Genomic DNA, 22,361 nt, shown 5'->3' on the forward strand with positions numbered 1-22,361 from the left:
TATAACCAAATCCATTTGATTGACGCCTGTCAAAGTTTGATTTTTCGATAAAGCTCGAGCTATTCCTGAATTGTTCGGCTCTCTTACAAGAATTCAACATCAATGACATAGTTGATTTGCATTAGATATTTATTTACTTTTATTGTAGATTCTATTTTGCATATGGCAGGTAAACCAAGGAAGTCCATATGAGCAATGGAAAGATATTGATTGTTGAGAATGAAAGGAAAATTGCACGCCTGATTCACTTAGAGCTCGAGCATGAAGGATATGAAACGGTGACTGCCTACACGGGGTTAGAAGATTATTCATTATTTCAACAAGAAAATTGGGACCTGCTGTTATTAGATGGGATACTGCCAGAATTAAGCGGCCTTGAATTGTTAAGGAGAATCCGCTCTGCCTATAACCAGACCCCTGTGATTGAAAATGCCAAGAAAAGATGCATGGGGACGGTTCTCATGCATCTTTCTTTTCAAAATAAAACAATAATGATACACAAAAGAACCGCACCCACGTCACATCCAATATTGATTCGTGTCATACATTCCTTTGATATGTTGGCCGTTTGAGGTGAGTTTTTTTCTGATTTCCATGTTTCTTTGATGGTCCCATCGCCAAGGTCTTCGTAGTTCGGCGATGATATAGAGATTGTGAGTTAGTGAGTTTTGGACAAAGTAGATGAGGTCCTGGGGGGTATAGTTGTCATGGAGATTTTCGATTAGCAGAATTTCCTCTTCAATTATATCGATGCCGCTTAAAATCCATCGCCGGGCCTGGTCCCTATGCATTTCAAGTGAATCCGAATTGGCTGAATTGATAAAATATAAAACATCGCTCAAGTGGGAAAGTTGTTTTTTATGGATGGCAATCAAAAACACATAGAGATTCTTATATCTTTTGTTATCTAAACTTGAAAAAGTAAACCCGGCCGTTTGGTGGCTTTCCGTTACCAGTTTTTTAAAATTCTCTACATCTTGATCAGTCAAAAAAATTTTTTCAGAATAAGGGATACCCAAAAGTTGAACAAGACGGTTGAGATACCATTCTGCATAAAAACTAAAGCCACTATAAATCTCAAATTGCTTCCGCAGCCCCTCTCTCCGTCTTTTTTCCTCATTCACATTCGTCGTCACGAAGACGATAAAAATCGAGGTAAAGAAAAACGTCCGCAAATCCCATAGGGCATCGTACCAGGTTTTGTATTTTTCCATCATAAGACCAATTGGAATGATGACAAGGCTAAAGATCACGGCACATACGGAGACAATAATCAGGTTCCTTGACCTAAACAGCACCCTCTTGATCCCCCGCAAAATCCGGCGGGTCCCCAACCAAAACAGCTGCCTCAAAATAAAAAGACCATCCCGCAAATTAATCTGATAGGTCGACTTTTTATAGCGCACCCAAATATTCCACTTCCGTTTCAAATGGACAAACCCCTTCTATACGGATTTCTGTACCACTTATATGTATATTAGGGAAATGGCGGGAATATGACTGATGCATATGGACGGTTCTTATGCATAATCTTTCTAAAGTCAAATAAAAAGTGAGGCATGAGAACCGTCCCCACGCCTCACTTTGCCCACCGCTTAGAAAGTCTTCCTAGTATGGTGATTCCAATTATGAATGGGGCTGTCCAAGAATGAATGATGCTAACTAGGTTTAAGCCCCAGATTCCCCATTGGTATAGTGTGTAAAGTGAATGAACGACATACCATGCTAGCAATACTGTTGAAGCCGCTAGGCACAGTGCAGGTAGTCTGTATAGAAGGAGCTTCTGTTTTTCTACAAAGTTTCCTTTTGTCATTTTCCTTTTCTTAATCCAATCCATCCCATTCTCTATTACCCATACAATCGACCAGCTTAATAGCGGCGCTTTAATGATGTATCCGTACGCCACCTGTGTAGCTGGGGCCGTTAATATATTACTGCCAATCGCTAAATTTAATAATACAGCTAAACCGAGCGCCACAAAGAACAGAATGCCCATTCCTGTAAGTATTACTGACACATATTTGATCGGCCAAAGGTCTTTCGAGACGAGCGTGTATATAACAAATAACGTATAGAGTATGCCGGATATCCATTCTGCATGAAATAGTGCGGCCCCCAACGCTGTCATAACTACCCATATTCCGATTGTGGTTTCAGGATCGCTTACCTTGCCTCTTCGGGACCGCTTTCTGCGAGATCCTTTAGGGATAAAACTTTTCAGGCTGGGGATCCTGGTCCTAGTTTTCCTCTTTGACCCTTTCGTACCGCTACCGGTATACACGCCGCCGTCATATCCATCATACCAATCGTCATCCATGTTGATTCCCTCCAATGATGTATTGTTTCTGTTGTGTAAGCTGGGAAGAAAACTCCTAACTTTAGCCTGATCCATTTATATTCATTGAAACTAACAAAATGGTCTAAACATGAATAAGCTTTCTGTTTTAACCCATTCATAGCAAGGAACTATAATCTTAAACGAAAAATACCTCAAGAATACGAGACAACAGTCATCGTGCCGGACTATATTCCTATATTAGTATAATACAAAAAAATAAACAGTATGGATGCCAGGTTTTCCCTTAGCCAAACCCTAAGTCCTCATCCAATTCAAATTTATCCTGGTAATGAAAATAAAAAGTACTGCGGTTATAATCCTCACACTAAATAATGTCTTTACGGAAACAGAATAGCAACATTTAAATGATTGGCAGTTATATTGGGATAAAAGTAATTGAAACATTATAACGTTATATTGACTAAAATAAAAATCGGTGTTAATCTATTTTTGCAAGAGAGAAAAAATAAACGTAACCGGATAATATTAACCGTTTACATGAATTTAGGTTTTCCAAAAGGGATGATAACATGACAGCCAGATTCGTTTTACGCAATGTAAAAACGACAGATGGAAATGCTGCAGATATTGTAGTGGAAAATAGAAAAATTGTAGACATTGCTCCTCCCGGTACTGGAACCGGAGAAAAAATATTCGATTTTGAAAACAACGTCTACGTCTCCAGCGGTTGGATTGACATGCATGTACACGCCTTTCCGGAATTTGATCCGTACGGAGATGATATTGACGAGATTGGCTATAAATTAGGCGTCACAACCATTATTGACGCCGGAAGTACCGGGGCCGACCGGATACATGACTTGGTCAACAATTCGAAAAGGTCAAAAACGAACCTCTTCGCTTTCTTGAACATTTCACGAATCGGCTTGAGGCAGATCGATGAGCTTTCCGACCTTGCTTTGTTAAATGAAGAAGCCTTATTAAAAGCAGTAACGGAATATAAGGATGTCATTGTGGGACTGAAAGCGAGAATCAGCAAAAGCGTGGTTGGCCCCAATGGTGTTGAACCTTTAAAAATAGCCCGGAAGTTCTCAAAGGCTACTGACCTGCCGCTTATGGTCCATATCGGGTCAGGTCCTCCAGATATTAATGACGTCCTTGATTTACTCGAGGAAAATGACGTCATCACCCATTTCTTAAATGGGAAAGCCAATAATTTATTTGGCGAATCCGGAAAACCTCTTCCGAAGCTTCTTAAAGCAATCGAACGTGGGGTTCATCTGGATGTCGGCCATGGAAATGCCAGCTTCTCCTTCCGTACAGCGGAACAAGCCAAAGAGCATGGCATTCACTTCGATACGATCAGCACAGACATCTATCGAAAAAATCGCCTCCATGGTCCTGTCTATAATATGGCAAACGTCTTAACAAAGTTTTTATATTTGGGTTATTCCCTTAAAGAAGTCATCGATGCGGTGACAGTGAATGCGGCCAAATGGTTAAACAAACCGGACCTTGGAAGAATTCAAACTGGAGATATCGCCAACCTCACCCTTTTTTCAGTTGAAGATGAACCCATCGCTTTACTGGATTCAGAGGGTGAAGAACGAATAGCCGATCAAAGAATTGTTACAAAAGGAGTGGTCATAAATGGAGAATACATTGAATGCTAAATATGGTTTAAAAAGAGTCATTAATGCCAGCGGACGGATGAGTATTTTAGGTGTTTCCGCTCCAACTGATACGGTAATGGAAGCAATGAAAATTGGCGGGCAAAATTATGTGGAAATCGCCGATTTAGTTGACAAAGCCGGGGCGCATATTGCCGGTCTCCTTCATTCTGAAGCAGCGGTTGTCGTAAACTCAGCCTCAAGCGGCATTGCCCTCTCTGTCGCAGCGATTGTTACGGAAGGAAACCGCCGAAAAAGTGAACGGCTTCACCAGGAAGCGATTCAGAAAAATGAGATCATCATGCTGAAAGGCCATAATGTGCAATATGGTGCACCGGTTGAAACAATGGTTTATCTCGGCGGCGGTAAACTTGTTGAGGTTGGTTATGCCAATGAAGGGAAAGCGGAGCATATCGCGGATGCAATCAATGAGAATACAGCAGCGATTTTATATGTAAAGTCCCACCATGCTGTTCAAAAAAATATGATCTCCGTTGAGGAAGCCTGGGAAGTGGCCCAAGCAAATCACGTTCCACTAATTGTCGATGCCGCTGCTGAAGAAGATTTGAAAAAATATGTACAGGTTTCCGATTTAGCCATATATAGCGGTTCTAAAGCCATTGAAGGACCAACTTCCGGAATTGTGGCCGGAAAGCAAAAATATATCGAATGGTTAAAAGTTCAGCTCCATTGCATCGGCAGAAGTATGAAGGTTGGGAAGGAAACCTCCTTTGGCCTGCTGCAGGCATTGGATGAATATTTTGTTAAAAAGGACAATAGCGAACACGAAAAAGCCAGTCTTGAAGTTCTTAATTCATTAGATTCCATCGATGGCGTAAGAGTAACGATTGTACAGGATGAAGCGGGACGAGCCATCTTTAGAGCGCGGATTCAAATCGATCCAGCAGCTTCCAAAACAACCGCGAAAGAAGTAAATGACAAACTAAGAAATGGTGAAATTGCCATTTACACAAGGGATTACGGAATCCGTCAAGGCTTCTTTGATATTGACCCAAGGCCGCTTCAAGGTGATGACATCTATGTGATTGAAGCAAGATTAAAGGCCATTTTGAGAGGAGAAGAATAATGAACATCGAAAAACGTTTTTTTCAAAATCGTGTGGCATTAAATGTTTTGGCTAATAGTGTGGAAAATGCAAAGGAAGTCTTTGAAGCTGCCGAAGGACATGTGTTGGTGGGTGTGCTTTCAAAGGATTACCCTACGGTTGAGGCTGCTGTTACAGCCATGAAGGAATATGGCGCAGCCATCGATGAGGCCGTTTCGATCGGGTTAGGTGCCGGGGATAATAGGCAGGCTGCTGTTGTCGCGGAAATTGCGAAATATTATCCTGGAAGCCATATCAATCAAGTTTTTCCTGCAGTAGGGGCAACACGGGCAAACCTGGGAGAGAAAAACAGCTGGATCAATTCACTTGTCTCTCCAACTGGCAAAGTCGGTTACGTCAATATTTCTACTGGCCCAATCAGTGCCGGCACCGAGGAAACAGCGATTGTCCCTATTAAAGCTGCCATCGCACTGGTTCGCGATATGGGCGGAAATGCATTGAAATACTTCCCGATGAAAGGGTTAAAGCATGAAGATGAGTTTCGTGCGGTAGCAAAGGCTTGCGGCGAAGAAGGCTTTGCATTAGAACCAACTGGCGGCATTGATTTGGATAATTTCGGGAAGATTTTAGAAATCGCCTTAGAAGCAAAAGTGCCTAAAATTATTCCTCATGTGTATTCATCCATTATTGATAAAGAGACTGGAAAAACAAACGAGGAAGATGTAAGAAAATTATTGGCAATGACCAAAGAGCTGGTTGGTCAATATGCCTAAAAAAATCGTCGCATTTGGTGAAGTGATGATGCGTTTGCAGGTGCCGGGCTATGAACTCCTGGCACAGGCGGACACATTAAAATACTCTTTTTCAGGCACGGGAGTAAACGTTGCTTCTGCCATGACAAAGCTGGGCCATGATGGCTATCTTGTGACCAAATTGCCAAACAACCCTTTAGGTGACGCAGCCATTTCATTCTTGCAGCGATTAGGAATTGGAAGAGATTTCATCTCTAGAGGCGGCAAATATCTCGGCATGTATTTTTTAGAAAATGGCTTTGGGCAGCGTGCGAGCCGTGTCACCTATACAAATCGGCTCGAAAGCAGCTTCAATAAGGCTGGCGTTTCTGACTATAATCTGGATTTGATTGCCGAACAAGGCGATATCATTCACTTTTGCGGCATTACCCTGGCGATGACAGATCAAGTCCGCGAGACCATGAAAATACTGGCCAAAAAGGTAAAAGAAAAAGGCGGCATCGTCTGCTTTGATTGCAATTACCGCCCTTCTTTATGGGATGGCGGCTATGAGCAAGCCAAGCCCCATTATGAGGATATGCTTGGTTTAGCCGATATCGTGATGATGAATGAAAAAGACGCGATGTATATTTTGGGAATGGAGACAAAAGAATCATCAAGAGAAGAACAGCTGAAGGATCTGATACCGAAAGTGGCAAAGCGATTTGGCATTCAAACAATAGCCGGAACGCATCGGGCGATTAACAGCGATAATACCCATTCACTCAAGGGGTATATGTATAAAAACGAATCCTTTGTATTTTCAAGAAACCTTTCTTTTTCTGTATATGATAGAATTGGTGCTGGCGATGCATATACCAGCGGGATCCTGCATGGTGAATTGGCCGGTTTTCCAGCGGAGAAAACAGTCCAGTTTGCGGCAGCAGCCGGTATGCTTGCATGTACTATTGTCGGGGATACCCCGATGTCAACAGAAACGGAAATCCTGTCTGCCATGGCAGGAACAATTGAAGATATAAAGCGATAAGGCAGGAGATAGGGAATGAATGTGAATAGAAAAAAAGGACCATTGTATTTACAAATTAAAGAAATCTTGAAAGACCGTATTCTACATGGTGAATATGCTCTTAACACAAACATTCCCTCCGAGCCTCAATTGGAAGAAGAATTTAATGTCAGCAAAATTACCGTTCGGAATGCAATTAAAGAACTGGTTCAGGAAGGCTATCTTGAAAAAAGAAGCGGTAAAGGAACGAAAGTTATTGCCAATGTCACCAATGCCCGGCTTTCAAAAGGTAAGCGTTTTACGGAGATATTGGTTGAAGAAGGTCACCATATTACCAAAAAAATCTTAGGCGTTAAGAGGGTCGAATTGTCTTCTGAATCAGCTCTTCATTCTATATTTGGGGATCACTGCATTCAAGTTGAGCGGATTTACCTATTGGACAATGAACCGTATATTCACTTTACTCACTACATTTTGCTGGACTTAAGTGAAGAAGAGGTAAAAGATATTCGGATTAATTCATTGTACCGCTTTTTGGAGGAACATAATATTCGTCTTGAATCATTTCGGGATGAGTTTGCTGTAGCCATTGCACCTCCTCATATTTGCGAAACATTAAAACTGGAAAAAGACACAGCCTTATTAAAACGCATGAGACATTCCAGCGATGATGAAGGGAATGTCTTGGAATATAGTGAAGGGTACTATCATACAGCAAAACATAACTATATTGTTACCTATAACGATTCCATTCAGTAACTAAGATTATTGATAAAAAAGAAAGCGATTTCCCGGAGGAGAGGAAAATTATGAATTTATATTTACTAGGCATTACAGTGGTCGCCATCATCATTGTTATCTTAGGCGTATCATGGTGGAAATGGCATGCATTTATAAGCTTAACAGTAGCAAGCTTGTTTTTGGCTGTTTTTTCAGGACTGCCAATGGATAAAATTGTTGGCGCTTACGAAACTGGAGTCGGGGCTGTTTTAGGCCACCTTGTTGGGATATTAGCGCTTGGTACCATCTTGGGCAAGATGATGTCTGATTCAGGAGCTGGGATGCAAGTAGCCGATTTCTTTATCAAAAAATTCGGCGAAAAGAAACTTCCATGGGCGATGCTATTATCTGGATTTATTATCGGGATTCCAGTCTTTTTTGAAGTCGGTTTGGTTATCTTGCTTCCTATCGTTATTTCCATTTGGAAATCAACGAAGAAAAACATTATATTGATTGGTATTCCTGTTCTAGCCGGATTATCGATTGTACATGGTTTAGTTCCGCCGCATCCAGGTGCGATGACAGCGATTGGCATTTACAATGCAAATATGGGACATGTTCTTCTCTATTCCTTAATCATTGCATTCCCAACCGCATTAATTGCCGGTCCAATTTTTGCAAAATGGGTTCATAAACGGGTAGTTCCTGTTGGAGAACCCGAACTGATCCGCGTAGAGACAAAGTCAAATCAATTGCCAAGTACCGGGACTTCATTCTTTATTATCTTATTACCTGTTCTATTAATGGTTCTAACTGTCATTGCTCCATATCTATCATTGGCTGGAGCTTTTGAAAAATTCCTATTATTTATAGGAAGCCCTGTCATTGCTCTATTAATCTCTTGTTTTGCAGCTTACTTCTTCCTAGGTTACCGCCAAGGAATGGACAAAAACCTATTGAAAAAGTTAACTGAGGAGTGTTTATTGCCTCTAGCTTCTATTATCATTATCATTGGTGCGGGCGGAGGCTTTAAGCAAATCCTGATAGAAAGCGGTGTCGGTAATGCCATTGCCAGCATGGCTGAACAAATATCCCTTTCACCAATTGTCCTTGCCTTCTTGGTGGCCGGATTAATCCGAATTGCAACTGGATCAGCTACGGTTGCATTGACAACAGCAGCCGGAATCGTGGCCCCAGTCGTGGCAAATATGCCAGGAGTAAATTTAGAATTACTAGTTATTGCGACAGGTGCCGGGTCCCTCATGTTCTCCCATGTCAATGACGCAGGCTTCTGGCTAGTAAAAGAATATATGGGCTTAACAGTTAAAGAAACGTTCAAAACCTGGACAGTAATGGAAACAATCCTATCATTTGTCGCATTTATCTTTGCTTTAATTTTGGATGTGTTTATCTAAAACTATAATCTTATGAATAGAGGCTGTCTCAAAAATAAAGGTCAAAGACCTTTTCTGAGACAGCCTCTGTTTATTAGGCAAAAAACGGAAACGTTTTTCCCCATATCCCACTGAGGCACGAGAACCGTCCCCATGCTTCAATAGCATTCAACCAGCAAGTCCACAAAACTATAATAATGGGCTGCGGTTAGGATTTGGGTGACGTTGCCTTCTTCGGTCAGGATGGTGGCGAGGGCGTCGAAAACTTCGTGAAAGAGCCTTCGATCGTCTTTGTTAACGGATAATAGTAAGACGAGGTTTACGGTTAAATCTCCCCACTGGATTCCTTTTTCATTGATTAAAGCAAACATGCCTGTCTTTTTCGCATTCATCTTAATCGCATGCGGAATGGCAATCCGGCCAAAAGCCGTTGACGACATCGCCTCCCGTTCCACTACGCTAGAAACAAAAGTGAAATCAACATACTCCTTCTTCTCCATCATTTCGCACATTCTCGCTAAAGCTTCCTCTTTTGTCCCTATTGAATCAGTTATTTCAAAAAGCTGCTCGTCCATAATTGCCTTAATATTACGCTTAAATGAATCCTTCCGCTTCGTCTCTTTTAGCTCGTTAATTTTATTGCCAACCTTGTTCATATCGGCACTGGAGAAAAACGGATTAATAATAACAAATGGTACCTTTGGTACAGAATTAAGCTGTACGGCCGAAATAATCAAATCGCTATTTAATGCTTGCAAGTCACTTTCATTTGTTACGACATGCTGGATAAGCAAATCTTCACCAAAATGTTTCTTCAATTTTTCCATCAGCTGCACGTTAAAATTATAGTAAAACGGGAAAAGGATGGAGCACGTAATTTTTAAATTGGCCTGCTTTTGCATCTCCAAGGCATATCCTAAATGAAAGGCAACGTAGGCAATCTCATCATCATTCATTGTATACCCCGTTTCTTCTTTGATTGTATGCGACACATGAACAGCACAATCATAAATCGATGGGGAATTCAATTTGATCGTTGAAGTCAAAGGATTTTTACTAGAAAAATTGTTCTGCAACCGTATCAACAGATTCTTTATATGAAGAGTGAAACGAATTAAAAAATCTGGATCATCAATGTCAATATAATAATTACTCCGCAGCTCTTCTAAAATCTTGCCTACTAAATTTAAACAACGAATTCCGGCTACATCCTGCAATTCCGATAGCTGCAGGTGCATAAAGTTGATGCTGGTGCCGCTACTAGAAATCAGCAGTGCCAGGTCGCGGATTTCACCTTCCGAATATTTGACGCCAAAGTGCCCTTCGAGACGTCCGGCTATCTCATTCGCAATAGTATGTTCCTTTTCCAGATTAGCTCCCCCATCCACCTGCTCCGTATAACTAAACCCATTTTTCATCCGGTCAATTGCAACCGCAATATGCAAGACGACATTTGTTAGTGCATAATCATTTGTAAAATATTGATGAGACGAAAAAACCTCCGCAATTACATCGCGAATATAGTCAATATCAAATCCCTCAAAGGAAGCTTTCAGCTTATCAATATCGAGAAAACTATCATTCGTCTCCCGATAGAGAATAGAGCTCATCAGTTTCCGTTTACTTTTTTCATTTCCAATAATTTGAATGATATCGCCTGAAATCTTTAATTCCAACTGATGATCGGCTAAGCGCTTTCTTACTTTACGCAAGTCGTTTTTCAACGTGATTTCACTGATATATAATTCATCGCTTAAATCGTAAATATCAAGCGGCCCATCTGCGTTCACCAGGGATTTTAGGAGGTAATCGGCTCGTTCCTTCGGTGTTTGCGCGATGGTTCCGTTCGACGATGATAAAAATGGATTTAATTTTTCTAAATCAACCTTATAACCCTTTTTCGATGAAGTTATCAAACCTTCTTCCATCGAATTAATATCGGCAATATAGGTTTTCACGCTTCTTTTTGAAATGCCAATGGCTTTGGCAAGCTGGGCAGAAGAGGTCCAGTCATCCTGCATACTTAAATGCCTTAGTATGTTTCGGTATTTGACATTCAAATCGATAACCCCCTTTGCAAAAATGTTTTGCACCACAAAATATATATTTTTGCACTATAGTATATAACTTTTTGCACCACTCTAGTGTAAACGCTTATTTGAGAGTTGTCGAGAATCATTCTATAGTTAAAGTGTAGAAATGATAGCGCTATCACAAGATGAAAACACTGGAGGGGCAATAATCATGAAAAAATTAAACGTATTATTAGTGTGTGGTTCTGGAGCAAGTTCTGGGTTTATGGCAGCCAACATTCGCAAAGCAGCGGCAAAACGGAATCTTGAAATCGATATCAAAGCCCGCGGTGAAGCAGAAATTGAAAACTACATTGGCGAAATCGATGCCTTGATGGTTGGACCTCATCTTGCCTATATTTTGGATGAGATTGAAGAATATATCGGTGATGCCGATGTCAAAGTACTACTGATGAAACCTGACTACTATTCTACTCTAAACGGTGATGCAGCATTAGATGATTTATTGAAGGAATTCTAAAACCTAATAAGTCGAGGTGCATAAAACAATGCAAAAGATGATTAAATGGCTGGAAAATGATTTTTCGCCAAAAATGATGAAAATTAACAATAACGTTTGGGTCACAACGCTAAAAGACTCGATCATGCAATTACTGCCATTCATCCTATTAGGTTCTGTGTTTTGTTTGTTAACCATCCCTGGCGATGTGTTCCATATTAAACACTACCCGAATTTCTGGACACTGTTCGGTTGGACAATGGGTGTGTTATCCCTATTAATTTCCTTCTTAATTCCATTCAATTTAATGGAAAAGAAACGGCTGCGCAAACAACGTTTTATCGCCGGTTGTTCCGGTCTGATCACTTTTTTAATTATTATTACCCCACAAGTAACTGCTGATAAAGCGATTGGTTTTAGCCACGAATCATTGGGCGCAGGAGGTATGTTTGTTGCAATCGTTGCTGGCGTATTTACCGGCTGGGTAATGAGCCTATTCGGAAAGTTCTCGTTCTTTAAAGAAGAGTCGGTCATTCCTGACTTTGTCCGTGCCTGGTTCGACGCTATGCTGCCAATTGCCGTTGTGATTGTTGCAACATGGTTATTAGTAGATATCTCTGGTTTTGATTTATATAACACGATCCAGAAACTATTCAAACCGCTTGGAAACATCATGGAATCACCTTGGGGCTTCCCATTGATCAGTTTCATTACCTGTTTCTTGTATACATTGGGGATTTCCACTTGGGTGCTAACACCAATAACAAAGCCAATTTGGTTAGCTGCCATTACTGCAAATGCTACAGCTGGAGCTTCTTATCTAGTTACTTCGGAAACGATATTCTCAGCTTACCTGTGGATCGGGGGAATTGGTGCGACATTGCCATTAGTAATCATGATGGCTTTTTCAAAAAATGCAAAATTAAAAGCACTTGGACGAGCTAGTATTACCCCCGGGATTTTTAACATTAATGAACCGATTGTCTTTGGGGCGATTGCCTGGAATCCAATTATGATGCTGCCAATGTGGATTATCTCGATTGTACTGCCAATCATCATTTGGGTTGGAACAAAAGTCATTCCATTTGCACCAATCCCGAAAATTGTCTTTGATTTATGGTATGTTCCGTACCCAATTTCAACATGGATTACAACCGGTACAGTCAGCGGAATTATTTTAATGCTAATCTGTGCGACTGTTGCCACCCTTATTTGGTACCCATTCTTCAAAGTGTATGAAAAGCAAGAAATGGCGAATGAAACAAAAGAGGCTAACAACTCAGCCACTTTAAAAGCAGCGAAATAATGATGTTGAGGAGATTTTAAAAATGCTTGATGAAAAAACTGCACAAAATGCGATGCAAATAATTCTTCATGCCGGAGATGCCCGCGTTCATTGTATGAATGCCTTAAAGGCGATTGAAAATAGTAATTTCACAGAAGCAAAAGAAGAAATGAAGCGGGCAAATGATGAAATCGTCAAAGCTCACAGGATCCAAACAAATACTATTTCTGCGGAGACACAAGGTGAAGCCGGTGATTATTCTGTCCTCTTTGCCCATGCACAGGATACCTTAATGACAATTTATAGCGAAATAAATATCGCAAAACGCATGATCAAGATTTTTGAAACGTTTGACGCTCGTTTAGCAAAGTTGGAGCAGAAAGAAAAGGAGGATGGACATGAGTAAAGTACCAACAGGTTTTCCAAAGGACTTTTTATGGGGAGGCGCCATTGCAGCCAACCAGGCTGAAGGCGCCTATGACGTGGATGGTAAAGGCTTAAGTGTCGCCGATATTAACGAATTCCGCGCCGATATTCCAATTGAGGAAAAATCAAACAGGGAACTCGATACAGCATACATTGAGGCCGCCTTAAACAGCACAGATCGCATTTTCCCTAAACGCTGGGGAATCGACTTCTATCATACGTACAAAGAAGATTTGAAATTACTAGCAGGAATGGGCTTTAAAACATTCAGGACCTCTGTTGCCTGGACACGCATTTTTCCAAATGGGGACGAATCAGAACCCAATGAAGCAGGTTTAAAATATTATGATGATTTGTTTGATGAAATTATTAAAAATGGCATGGTACCGATGATTACCATTTCCCACTATGAAATGCCGTTACACTTAACAACTGCTTACAAAGGCTGGTATTCTCGGGAATTGATCGAATTCTTCACCCGTTTCTGCAAAGTGTTGTTCGACCGTTACCACAGCAAGGTGAAATATTGGATCATCATTAATCAAATTAACTTAATTGGTCATGAATCTTTTAACCATTTGGGAATTGCCGAGGATAAGGTGGATAATCTATTTGAGGCAAAATATCAAGGGGTTCATAATGAAATGGTTGCTTGCGGGCACGCGACAAAATACGCGCATGAGAACTATCCAGATTTACAAATCGGCATGATGTTATGCGGAGGCCCTACCTACTCGGCAACTGCCAAACCGGAAGATGTATTTGCTACACTCCGTCATAATCAAATGGAATATTTCTTCTCTGATGTACTGCTTCGCGGATATTATCCTGGTTATGCCTTCAGATTTTTTGAAGATAACGGAGTCAAGATTGAATTTGGCGAAGGTGATGAAGAAGCTCTCAAAAATACGGCTGACTTTATGTCCTTCTCCTACTACTATACTCGTGTTTGTGATGCGGAAAGTTTCGCTAATGGCAATGAAGACCATCGTAACCCGCTATTGGAAGCAAACCCTTGGGGCTGGTCGATTGACCCGGTTGGATTAAGAACCTTCCTCAATCTGTTCTACGACCGCTATCAATGTCCAATTTATATCACTGAAAATGGCGTTGGCTACTATGATGAATTGGTAGATGGCAAGATTCACGATCCGTACCGGATTGACTACCTCCGTGCCCACATCGAACAGATGAAGGAAGCCATCAAAGACGGTGTTGACCTGCGCGGCTACTACGCCTGGGGCCCAATAGATATTATCAGCTGCTCATCATCCGAAATGTCAAAACGCTACGGCTTCATCTACGTCGACCAAGACGACTACGGCAAAGGCAGCCAGCAGCGCATCCTGAAAGACAGCTATCACTGGTACAAAAAAGTCATCGAAACAAACGGCGAAGAACTAGATTAGTAGTTTTTGAGGCACGGGGACGGTTCCCATGCCTCATTCTTTCTAGTGTCAAATAAAATTGAGGCAAAAGAACCGTTCCGATGCATCAATAATTTGAAGCAAGAGAACCGTCCCTCTGCATCATTTTTGATAGATTTTCATTTTCGATTGTTAATTCTGTAACTTTTACATTTGAAGGCATTAGCGGATGGTTTCGGATGACGTCAGCGCTGTTTTGTTTATTGTTAGCTGAGGCTTCGTTGCCCTCGAGCCATTCTCTTATGCCGCCTTTTGGGTGTTCTGGCATGGAGTTTTTAAACAGGTAATCTAGTGTTTGAATTTTCTCTTGTAATTCTTTATTATTATATATTTTCTTTAGAGTCTCTCGAGCATTCTTTCGATTAGCTGTTGGAACGGCAACGCATATTTCTTCAACATTTTCACGATATACAGCAATGATGATGTCCCGCATGAGATCACTAAAGGGTGCAATGGCGGGTCCATAAGATTGCAAGACTAAAATATTGTCCGGATGAAGACCACTCATCTTTTCTATGATACTTTCTGGGCTTTGCTCCATTCCAATTACAAACAGCACTTTTTTATTATCGTTAATTTTCATTACGTTCACCCCATTTTTGAATTGAATACAGACGAAATCCGTAATTACGATAGTTCTTTCTCCAAATTTCCCGAAAGTTTACATACCATGACCCTTTCACCGCTTTGGGTGCTGATGTCGGTATGGAAACTGATGAGTTCCTGGCCTGTTATCGAAAAAATAATTTGCTTTAACTCCTCTTGCCCTGATTCCACCAAGCCGTTTCGGGTTGTTTTTATGGATAACAATCCTTCTTTATCTTTGCATAAGGCATATTCAGCGGGGGTTAAGATGCCGTTCAATACAACAATCACCATATCCCGTAAAATATCAGTCTTTACAGAAAGGGAACCCCGTCCAAGGTAACTTTTCTCCCATTGCGTTAATGCTTTACTAATTTCAGCTTCAATAGCGCCTTTTGATTTCTCCATATCGACTTTTATCCCTTCTCTACCATAAATGGCTATATTACTTTATAACCAAAGCTGTCTAAAAATATTTTACACCGAAGCGGCGTTAAGACCAGCTTTTCCAGTTCCCTTCCGGATCAATCGACGCTAGCCGGAGCCAGCCGTTCTGGACTTTTTGAAAAAAGGCCCGGTCTTGGTTCAACAATCTTTCCACATATTCCTTTGGTGCCTGGATTACTACCAGCAGCCTTATTGGTGCATGATAGACTGTTTCGTCCGATTGCATCACGGACTGCCATGGGAGTCCGGATAATAAATCGCTGGCGTTCCCCTGCATCACGCCGATTCCGGATGTCACGGTTTGGGTGGCTTTATTTCCGCTGCCATAATAATGAGGCGCAACGGCCGATGCGTAATATTGCAGGTTAATCATTTGGCAAACCGTTCCCGGCCCGGCAATGATACCGGCAAGCAGCGAACCGTTTTTATCCTTTTTCCAATTATAGTTATGAAGAAATACTCTTCCCTCGAGATTGCACGCCTCGGTCAAGCTTCTCTCCCCGATCACAAACGATGCATTGCCTGCCAGTCCCCATTCCGGACGGATCTCACTCCAATCCTCTGCAAGCCGCTCTACTTCAGCTTTCGGATTTTTCAAATTGCCTTTAAGACTCGGCAATTCCCGGATTCGCTCAAGGGTAGCCAGCTCACTCACCTTTGGCAATGCGGCCTGGATTTGTGTATATGCTACTTCAGCTTTATCCGAAAGTTTCGGAAGATAAACCCAATGCAATTCATCAAGTGTTGTAATATGCTCGGCCGCCGCAAAAACGGTCTCTTCCGGAATAGAAATCCCCCTTGCTTTGAGGGCCTGCCGTACATGGGGAAGGTTGCACAATGCCGCCAGCACCCGTGCATTAAATGCGCTGGAAGCCCCGCCGCAGGCCCCGCAATCGAGCGAAGACGCATATGGATTATTGGTGCTGTGACTTCCGTGTCCGCAAATCACCACGAGCGGAGCGAAATAATCGGTGAGCCCGATCGTTTTTAACGCCTGCTCCACATAATGCACTTTCTCTTCCTCTGAAAAACCGACCGGGATCTCCATTTCAGGGTCCTCCATCCGGTCAAGCGTCAGTTTTACATCCGGTTTCCTGAACCAGGTATCAAGCAATTTCTTGAACGTGCGCCCAGCCCTTCTTGGTAAAAAAGTTCGGCCCAGCGTCTGCATACTAAGCCACGGTCCGGTTACCTCCGGCAGTAACATGCTTGCAAGCAGGTTGTGCTTCATGGTTTTAAAGGTACCTTGCAGTGAATTAACTGCCTGTAGCCGCTCATGAAATGGTTGATACTGCGATTCGGGCAAGTATTCTTTTACCTTAAATTGCGGTTTATTCAACACCGGCAAGGAAGGATGGCTATGATGGCTATGCAGCTTGAAGGTTTCAATCGGCAAGCCGAAAAATCCGGCTGCCCCAAAGGTTTCGAAGCCTTCTGTCTGTTCGAGTTTGCGACGGAAAGGCTCTGACCTTACGTCAATGCAAAAAACAAACTGCGCCAATGAAGGTGATTTTTGCATGGAGGCTGCATGCTGTTTCGCGGTGATTTTCCCCATCAATTGCTGTTCATATGTTTTTTCCCAAGCTTCCATCCAAAGTCTGTTGCGGACCATCTGATCAAATTGCCAAGCAAGGTTCAAACGAGCTTTTTGCTCCACGGCAGGCACTTGTGACCATGCCTTGAGGGAGAAGTTCCCCCAATGAAGCCAGGCAGCAATTAGAGATTCCAGGAGTACGTCCTCTTCCGTTCCTTGGGCGGGCAAAGGAAGATGGGGCTTCATCAAGATTAGCTCCATGGAAATTCTTACTGCCAAATAGTCCATCAGCAAGGAGCTTTCGTTACGATGTTGCTGCGAGCGCCAAAGCATCATTCCCGCCCAGCCTGGCAGGGCCAGCAAATGAGCTTCTAGATATTCTCTAGTCTCTGAAGGGTGGATACCTAAATGGGACAAGGCCTCATTTAAAGCCATGTCTGCTTCTTTCGGCAAATTTTTGATCTGTCTGCGTTCCTCTAGAGATAAGGCTGGGTCTAAGGATGCCATTCGCCGCCATGCCTGGTAGAAGCCTTCCTCGCGATTTGGCATCGACCAGACAGCCTGGGACTCATCCAAAAACAACTTGCACCACTTAATCAGATGGCGGTTGAGATCTCTTAACACGGACCCGTTGCCAATCTTCTCGAAACGCTGACTAAGTGTTTTCACGGATTGTCTTGCCTTCAATTGGTACTTAAAGCCACTAAGTTTTTTGGCCAATCGTTTCACTTCGGGATGTGCCGTCAAATCAGAAGATGGCGTATCCTTTGTTAGTGCAACGCGGCAAAACTGCTCTGCAGCTGCCCGCGGGAGTTCGAAAGAGTGCCTATCAAGCCATTGCTGCAGCCCTTTTTCTAAAAAATTCACATCAATTTCGCCTTGATCCCGTGCCGATTTTAATACAGAATCATGGGGAAATAGCTCGATATCACAAATATCTTTAAAACGACGTGCCGTCTGTTCAAAAGATTGCCGTTCTAAGCCGGCCCAGGGGCTGCGTGCCGCAAACTTGCTGATAGGGCCAAGCGGTGCGATGACTTCGCTAGCTGATTTCACCAATTCATGAATATCAAGACTAAGATCTTCCTGTATCTCTTCCCAATGTAATGGTTTGGCTAATGTCGTTGCCATCTGAATGACCTCCTATAAGACAAGTATTTTGGATGACTTTCTACTAAATCTTTGTGAGGCTCACCCAAATGGACAAGCCAAAGATAAATAACCGTAAATGCCGTTGAGGAGCGATTGTTCGCCAGCCATAACCCAAAAGCGCTGCCGCCGAGCAAGATAAACAGGGCCAAAATGACCGTTGGCGTGGGTGGCTGCATACCTGTCAGAACCGTTTCATGTAACAGACTGTCCAAGAGCGTATGGATGAATTTAAACATGATGACCGCTCCGGCAAGGAACGCTAGCCCTGCCACTCGGCCAATCCGGCCTGACCCAAAGGCAACAAGTCCGACCCAAGCAAAGATCACCGACCAGCCTAAAATGAGGGTGCTGATGATGTGATAACCCTCCCCACCGGAATTCAGCCAATTGCCAATCGAAAAAATGAGACCTAAAACCACTCCGGTGATCGTCCACAAAACGGGAAACTGCCGGCCTTTGAAGGAATGAGTCTCCCGGTGCTGGATGGCCGATCCGGCCTGCAAAAAAAGACTCGCTTTGAATAATCCATGTAAGACAGCATGAATAATGGCTGCCAAATAGGCTCCTAACGCACACTGGATGAGCATGAATCCCATTTGGGCAATGGTTGAGCCTACTAACTGGCGTTTATAGTCCACATGGACAAGCATAATTCCGGTCCCCATCAGGACGGAAACACCGGACAAAACGAGCAGAATCAGCTGGGCTGTATCACCGCCGTTAAAGAGCGGTGCAAAACGGGTAAACATCAGACCGCCGGCATTAACGATGCCGGCATGCATGACAGCCGAAACAGGCGTCGGAGCCACGACCGAGTCTAGCAGCCAGCGTTGGAAAGGAAACTGTGCTGACGGAATGATCATTGCCACAATCAACAGGAGGCTGATACAGGTCTTCTCCCACGATGCAAGTTGAGCAAGGTTATTTTTTTCAAGAATAGCCGATAGCTGCCAGTGTCCTGTCGTTTGTGCAATCCAGATAACAGCCACGAGCAGGATCAGCCAGCTGAGTAAAAATATCCTACCTGAGGAGGCAGATGCTTTTCTGGCCACCTGCCACTCCTTATTTAATCTAATCAGCAGGGTCAAGCCCAAAAGGGTCACTCCCCAGCAGATCAACAGAATACGAAGATCATTGCTGAGCCAGACAAGGGTATCAGCAAACGTAGTGAGTGTCAGCAGTGTAAAATATTTTCGGTAAGAGCGATCACCGAACAAGTACCGAACCGAATAGCGCTGCACAACGACACCAATGGTCAGGACAAAAAGGGCAAGGAGTAATGAGAGCGAATCGAAACGCCAAGGTCCATACATTACACTTCCATCGTGTTTGCTAGAGAAAAGCCCCCACAAGGCAAGGATTGGCGGCAACGAAATGATGCCTATATGATATCGAACAAAATGTACGGGGACCTTTTCCCATAGCAGGAAAAAGGCGCTTACCAAGGAAACTGCTAGAATGATAAAAAATGCAGTCGGTAATGAAATTAGCTCCAAATAATTGGACATCCTCGCTCTCCCCCTCTTAGATTTTGATAATATGAATCTTCTAGTTTTTTAAAAACAAAAAAACCGGCAAACTTTAAGCTTAATGGTCATACTACAACCATTAAACTTTGAAGATTGCCGGTTTACCTTTAACTTCCCAATCGGGCTTTTAAATAGTCTACCTTAATCATATGTAATTCATTAAAAAATTGGATTCCTTTTCAATACGATTCCTTTTTCATAAAAGCCAATAGATCATTATTAACAATATGCTAAAGTTCTATATTAAAAGAAATCACCTAAACACTATAATCACGTACTAAATATTACTATTTGTTAAAGATTCTGTCAAGTGAAGCATGGGGACGGTTCTCTTGCCTCACTTTGTAAGGCAGAAGAACCGTCCCCATGCTTCACTAAAATCTGCTTGTTTTCGGGTCGCCGAGGTATGTTTTGAGTGTTTCGATGAATGTTTGTAATGCTTTTGTTTGATAGGTGGCGTGGGTTAGGATGGAGAAGTTGCGTTTAAACGGGAGTCCCTTTACTCGAAGGGTGCCGATGTAGCCGTTTGTGAGCTCCTTCTTAATCGCCCAGCTAGATAACAAACTAATGCCAAGACCTGCTTCAACCGATTCCTTGATGAGTTGGGTGCTGCCGAATTCCATGACTTTTTTCGGGGTGAACTTGTACCGCCGAAATAGATTTTCCGCAGCCTCTCTGGTCCCAGAGCCCTCTTCCCTGAGAATCCACGTTTCTTCCTCCAAGTCAGCCAGCCTTATTTCCCCTTTATCGCCTAAAAGAGGATGACGAGGCGAAGCAACAATAACCATTCGATCTTTAGAAACCACTTTCGAATTAAGGACATTTTCTTCATAAAATCCTTCGATAATGCCAATGTCCAATTGATGTTTTTTCACCAATTCAATGATTTCCTTGGTATTTTGAATCCGAATCGACGGATGAATGTCGGGGTATTGCTTCTTCATTTTGGCAATAATATGCGGCAGGATATACTCGCCAAACGTGTAGCTCGCCCCAATCGAAATCGGGCCGCTCGCCTTATTAGTCAGGTCATCAACCAAGGACTGCATTTTAGTATAAAGGGCGATGATTTCTTTCGCATGGTGATAAACGATCTCACCGGCCTGATTGAGGCGGACATACTTATTACTTCTTTCCAAAAGCCTTGTGCCAATCGATTGTTCTAGCGTTCTAATATACTGGCTTACCGCCGGCTGGGTCATATGCATCTCCTCCGCCGCTTTTGAAAAATTCTCCTTTTCCACCACTTTAAGAAACACCTCTAAATGCTGGTCCATCCTCTGCCTCTTTCCATGTATATAAATTTACTTATCATCCCTATTATATATCATTATTTTCCTTATACACCAATCGCGAGTATGCTTAAGTTACAAAATCAAATAATTTGAGGTGATTGAAATGGGAAGTCAAAGTGCAAGAATTTTACCTCAAGACGAACAGAACGAACAACCTCTTAAAAAGCCGGAAACAAAACCTTCCGCTTATTTTTGGCTGGGGGGAATTGCTTTTACCATTGTCATTGCAGCGTTCGGATTTGCGTTAGCAAAAGTCCCAGGGTTTGATCGTGTCGGGCCACTTGCCTGTGCGATTGTGCTTGCGGTAATGTACCGGCAATTTTTCGGTTATCCGGAAAAAATCCGTGCAGGAATTCAATTTTCCTCCAAGCGCTTTTTACGGTTTGCGATTATATTATACGGGCTCAAGTTAAACATAGATGTGGTGATTCATCAAGGGCTGGGGCTGATTGCCCGTGATATCGGTGTCATTGCTTTTGCGATACTGTTAACTGTATGGCTCGGAAAATTGCTGAAAGCAGAATCCTCCCTCGTGCTCCTGCTTGGTGTGGGAACCGGTGTATGCGGGGCTGCCGCGATTGCCGCCGTTTCACCCATTCTCAAGGCAAAGGACGAAGATACAGCCATCGGGGTCGGAATTATTGCCTTGGTGGGGACGATTTTTTCGATAACCTATACGATTCTAAGACCGTTTCTCCCGTTATCGGCCATTGATTATGGCATCTGGAGCGGAATCAGCCTTCACGAAATTGCTCATGTTGCCTTAGCCGGGGCACCTGCAGGTCCAGACGGCCTGGCCATTGCTCTTCTGGCCAAACTAGGCCGGGTACTCCTGCTAGTTCCATTGTGCTTTATTCTTATGTATTGGATGAAAAGACGCAGTTCAGGAAGTGCTGGAGATACCAAAATTGAGTTCCCTTGGTTTCTCATCGGCTTTATCTTGATGAGCTTGTTCGGAAGCTATATCCTTGGCCATTCCATCCCTGTTTCAAAAGCTGCCATGGACGGAATTTCAACCGCCACTACCTTTATCTTAACATCCGCCATGGTCGGTCTCGGTCTAAACGTCAGCCTCCGCGACCTCCGGACCAAAGCAGCACGGCCGCTAATCGCCATGCTGATCACATCCATCATCCTTTCCGTGGTTTCGTACTTTATTGCGTGATGCATGGGGACGGTTCTCTTGCCTCACTTTGTGAGGCAGAAGAACCGTCCCCATGTTCCAAAGTGAAAATGCCAGGC

20 protein-coding genes are annotated in these 22,361 nt (G+C 42.8%); 12 read left to right on the plus strand and 8 right to left on the minus strand.

Annotated elements, in window-relative coordinates:
- Positions 1-188 precede the first annotated feature (188 nt).
- Entirely contained in the window at positions 189-572 is a 384-nt protein-coding gene (locus QNN06_RS29030) for a response regulator (protein ID WP_284036537.1), read from the plus strand.
- On the opposite strand, the gene QNN06_RS29035 is transcribed toward QNN06_RS29030, so the two are convergent.
- Together QNN06_RS29035 and QNN06_RS29040 are read right to left on the minus strand one after the other, a co-directional pair.
- Positions 519-1,430: a hypothetical protein gene (locus QNN06_RS29035; RefSeq protein ID WP_284036538.1), complete on the minus strand. Its 912-nt coding sequence runs from the start codon at positions 1,428-1,430 to the stop codon at positions 519-521. The genes QNN06_RS29030 and QNN06_RS29035 overlap by 54 nt on opposite strands.
- Before the next feature lie 149 nt (positions 1,431-1,579).
- Positions 1,580-2,317, minus strand: a complete 738-nt coding sequence (locus QNN06_RS29040) for a hypothetical protein (RefSeq protein WP_284036539.1) — start codon at positions 2,315-2,317, stop codon at positions 1,580-1,582.
- A 551-nt stretch (positions 2,318-2,868) separates the two neighbouring features.
- On the opposite strand from QNN06_RS29040, the gene QNN06_RS29045 reads away from it, so the two are divergent.
- From QNN06_RS29045 to QNN06_RS29070, 6 genes are read left to right on the plus strand one after another with little or no spacing between them, the layout of a single operon-like run.
- The gene (locus QNN06_RS29045; RefSeq protein WP_284036540.1) at positions 2,869-3,972 is read left to right on the plus strand and encodes an amidohydrolase/deacetylase family metallohydrolase; all 1,104 of its coding nucleotides are present in this window, start codon (positions 2,869-2,871) and stop codon (positions 3,970-3,972) included.
- Entirely contained in the window at positions 3,950-5,056 is a 1,107-nt protein-coding gene (locus tag QNN06_RS29050; RefSeq protein WP_284036541.1) for a DgaE family pyridoxal phosphate-dependent ammonia lyase, read from the plus strand. The genes QNN06_RS29045 and QNN06_RS29050 overlap by 23 nt, the downstream gene beginning before the upstream one ends.
- The gene (gene dagF / locus QNN06_RS29055) at positions 5,053-5,808 is read left to right on the plus strand and encodes a 2-dehydro-3-deoxy-phosphogluconate aldolase (RefSeq protein WP_213117975.1); all 756 of its coding nucleotides are present in this window, start codon (positions 5,053-5,055) and stop codon (positions 5,806-5,808) included. The genes QNN06_RS29050 and dagF overlap by 4 nt, the downstream gene beginning before the upstream one ends.
- A complete protein-coding gene (locus tag QNN06_RS29060) occupies positions 5,801-6,814 on the plus strand; it encodes a sugar kinase (RefSeq protein WP_213117375.1) in 1,014 nt (337 codons plus the stop codon). The genes dagF and QNN06_RS29060 overlap by 8 nt, the downstream gene beginning before the upstream one ends.
- Before the next feature lie 15 nt (positions 6,815-6,829).
- Complete coding sequence (locus QNN06_RS29065) at positions 6,830-7,552, plus strand: GntR family transcriptional regulator (protein WP_213117374.1); 723 nt, start codon at positions 6,830-6,832, stop codon at positions 7,550-7,552.
- Positions 7,553-7,602: 50 nt separating this feature from the next.
- Positions 7,603-8,928: a GntT/GntP/DsdX family permease gene (locus tag QNN06_RS29070; RefSeq protein WP_284036542.1), complete on the plus strand. Its 1,326-nt coding sequence runs from the start codon at positions 7,603-7,605 to the stop codon at positions 8,926-8,928.
- A 137-nt stretch (positions 8,929-9,065) separates the two neighbouring features.
- On the opposite strand, the gene QNN06_RS29075 is transcribed toward QNN06_RS29070, so the two are convergent.
- Positions 9,066-10,967: a BglG family transcription antiterminator gene (locus QNN06_RS29075; protein WP_284036543.1), complete on the minus strand. Its 1,902-nt coding sequence runs from the start codon at positions 10,965-10,967 to the stop codon at positions 9,066-9,068.
- A 184-nt stretch (positions 10,968-11,151) separates the two neighbouring features.
- Between QNN06_RS29075 and QNN06_RS29080 the strand changes: the two genes are divergently transcribed.
- From QNN06_RS29080 to QNN06_RS29095, 4 genes are read left to right on the plus strand one after another with little or no spacing between them, the layout of a single operon-like run.
- Complete coding sequence (locus QNN06_RS29080; RefSeq protein WP_284036544.1) at positions 11,152-11,460, plus strand: PTS sugar transporter subunit IIB; 309 nt, start codon at positions 11,152-11,154, stop codon at positions 11,458-11,460.
- Positions 11,461-11,488: 28 nt separating this feature from the next.
- Complete coding sequence (locus QNN06_RS29085; protein ID WP_213117370.1) at positions 11,489-12,745, plus strand: PTS sugar transporter subunit IIC; 1,257 nt, start codon at positions 11,489-11,491, stop codon at positions 12,743-12,745.
- Positions 12,746-12,767: 22 nt separating this feature from the next.
- Complete coding sequence (locus QNN06_RS29090; RefSeq protein ID WP_213117369.1) at positions 12,768-13,130, plus strand: PTS sugar transporter subunit IIA; 363 nt, start codon at positions 12,768-12,770, stop codon at positions 13,128-13,130.
- The gene (locus QNN06_RS29095; protein ID WP_217036727.1) at positions 13,123-14,559 is read left to right on the plus strand and encodes a glycoside hydrolase family 1 protein; all 1,437 of its coding nucleotides are present in this window, start codon (positions 13,123-13,125) and stop codon (positions 14,557-14,559) included. The genes QNN06_RS29090 and QNN06_RS29095 overlap by 8 nt, the downstream gene beginning before the upstream one ends.
- A gap of 85 nt (positions 14,560-14,644) precedes the next feature.
- Here QNN06_RS29095 and QNN06_RS29100 read toward each other — a convergent pair whose 3' ends face one another.
- The 5 genes from QNN06_RS29100 to QNN06_RS29120 form a co-directional block, all read right to left on the minus strand.
- On the minus strand, positions 14,645-15,160 hold the full coding sequence (locus QNN06_RS29100) for a carbonic anhydrase (protein ID WP_217036728.1): 516 nt from the start codon (positions 15,158-15,160) through the stop codon (positions 14,645-14,647).
- Positions 15,161-15,204: 44 nt separating this feature from the next.
- Positions 15,205-15,570, minus strand: a complete 366-nt coding sequence (locus tag QNN06_RS29105; RefSeq protein ID WP_284036545.1) for a Na-translocating system protein MpsC family protein — start codon at positions 15,568-15,570, stop codon at positions 15,205-15,207.
- Between the two features lie 85 nt (positions 15,571-15,655).
- Positions 15,656-18,274 carry a DUF2309 domain-containing protein gene (locus QNN06_RS29110; protein WP_284036546.1) on the minus strand — a complete coding sequence of 873 codons (2,619 nt, stop codon included), beginning with the start codon at positions 18,272-18,274 and terminating at the stop codon, positions 15,656-15,658.
- A complete protein-coding gene (locus QNN06_RS29115) occupies positions 18,259-19,803 on the minus strand; it encodes an NADH dehydrogenase subunit 5 (protein ID WP_284036547.1) in 1,545 nt (514 codons plus the stop codon). Before QNN06_RS29115 ends, QNN06_RS29110 begins: the two co-directional genes overlap by 16 nt.
- 395 nt (positions 19,804-20,198) lie before the next feature.
- Positions 20,199-21,101 carry a LysR family transcriptional regulator gene (locus QNN06_RS29120; RefSeq protein WP_284036548.1) on the minus strand — a complete coding sequence of 301 codons (903 nt, stop codon included), beginning with the start codon at positions 21,099-21,101 and terminating at the stop codon, positions 20,199-20,201.
- Positions 21,102-21,222: 121 nt separating this feature from the next.
- Here QNN06_RS29120 and QNN06_RS29125 point away from each other — a divergent pair, with 121 nt between their 5' ends.
- Positions 21,223-22,284, plus strand: coding sequence for a YeiH family protein (locus QNN06_RS29125; RefSeq protein ID WP_284036549.1), 1,062 nt, complete (start codon positions 21,223-21,225; stop codon positions 22,282-22,284).
- The last annotated feature ends 77 nt before the right edge of the window (positions 22,285-22,361 follow it).

This window comes from Neobacillus sp. 114 (assembly GCF_030127045.1).
Classification (GTDB): domain Bacteria; phylum Bacillota; class Bacilli; order Bacillales; family Cytobacillaceae; genus Neobacillus; species Neobacillus rhizophilus.

Coding starts and splice junctions, on each gene's coding strand:
- QNN06_RS29030 (WP_284036537.1), top strand. CDS start 189: ATGAGCAATGGAAAGATATTGATTGTTGAGAATGAAAGGAAAATTGCA.
- QNN06_RS29040 (WP_284036539.1), bottom strand. CDS start 2,317: ATGGATGACGATTGGTATGATGGATATGACGGCGGCGTGTATACCGGT.
- QNN06_RS29045 (WP_284036540.1), top strand. CDS start 2,869: ATGACAGCCAGATTCGTTTTACGCAATGTAAAAACGACAGATGGAAAT.
- QNN06_RS29050 (WP_284036541.1), top strand. CDS start 3,950: ATGGAGAATACATTGAATGCTAAATATGGTTTAAAAAGAGTCATTAAT.
- QNN06_RS29060 (WP_213117375.1), top strand. CDS start 5,801: ATGCCTAAAAAAATCGTCGCATTTGGTGAAGTGATGATGCGTTTGCAG.
- QNN06_RS29065 (WP_213117374.1), top strand. CDS start 6,830: ATGAATGTGAATAGAAAAAAAGGACCATTGTATTTACAAATTAAAGAA.
- QNN06_RS29070 (WP_284036542.1), top strand. CDS start 7,603: ATGAATTTATATTTACTAGGCATTACAGTGGTCGCCATCATCATTGTT.
- QNN06_RS29080 (WP_284036544.1), top strand. CDS start 11,152: ATGAAAAAATTAAACGTATTATTAGTGTGTGGTTCTGGAGCAAGTTCT.
- QNN06_RS29085 (WP_213117370.1), top strand. CDS start 11,489: ATGCAAAAGATGATTAAATGGCTGGAAAATGATTTTTCGCCAAAAATG.
- QNN06_RS29090 (WP_213117369.1), top strand. CDS start 12,768: ATGCTTGATGAAAAAACTGCACAAAATGCGATGCAAATAATTCTTCAT.
- QNN06_RS29095 (WP_217036727.1), top strand. CDS start 13,123: ATGAGTAAAGTACCAACAGGTTTTCCAAAGGACTTTTTATGGGGAGGC.
- QNN06_RS29100 (WP_217036728.1), bottom strand. CDS start 15,160: ATGAAAATTAACGATAATAAAAAAGTGCTGTTTGTAATTGGAATGGAG.
- QNN06_RS29105 (WP_284036545.1), bottom strand. CDS start 15,570: ATGGAGAAATCAAAAGGCGCTATTGAAGCTGAAATTAGTAAAGCATTA.
- QNN06_RS29110 (WP_284036546.1), bottom strand. CDS start 18,274: ATGGCAACGACATTAGCCAAACCATTACATTGGGAAGAGATACAGGAA.
- QNN06_RS29115 (WP_284036547.1), bottom strand. CDS start 19,803: ATGTCCAATTATTTGGAGCTAATTTCATTACCGACTGCATTTTTTATC.
- QNN06_RS29120 (WP_284036548.1), bottom strand. CDS start 21,101: ATGGACCAGCATTTAGAGGTGTTTCTTAAAGTGGTGGAAAAGGAGAAT.
- QNN06_RS29125 (WP_284036549.1), top strand. CDS start 21,223: ATGGGAAGTCAAAGTGCAAGAATTTTACCTCAAGACGAACAGAACGAA.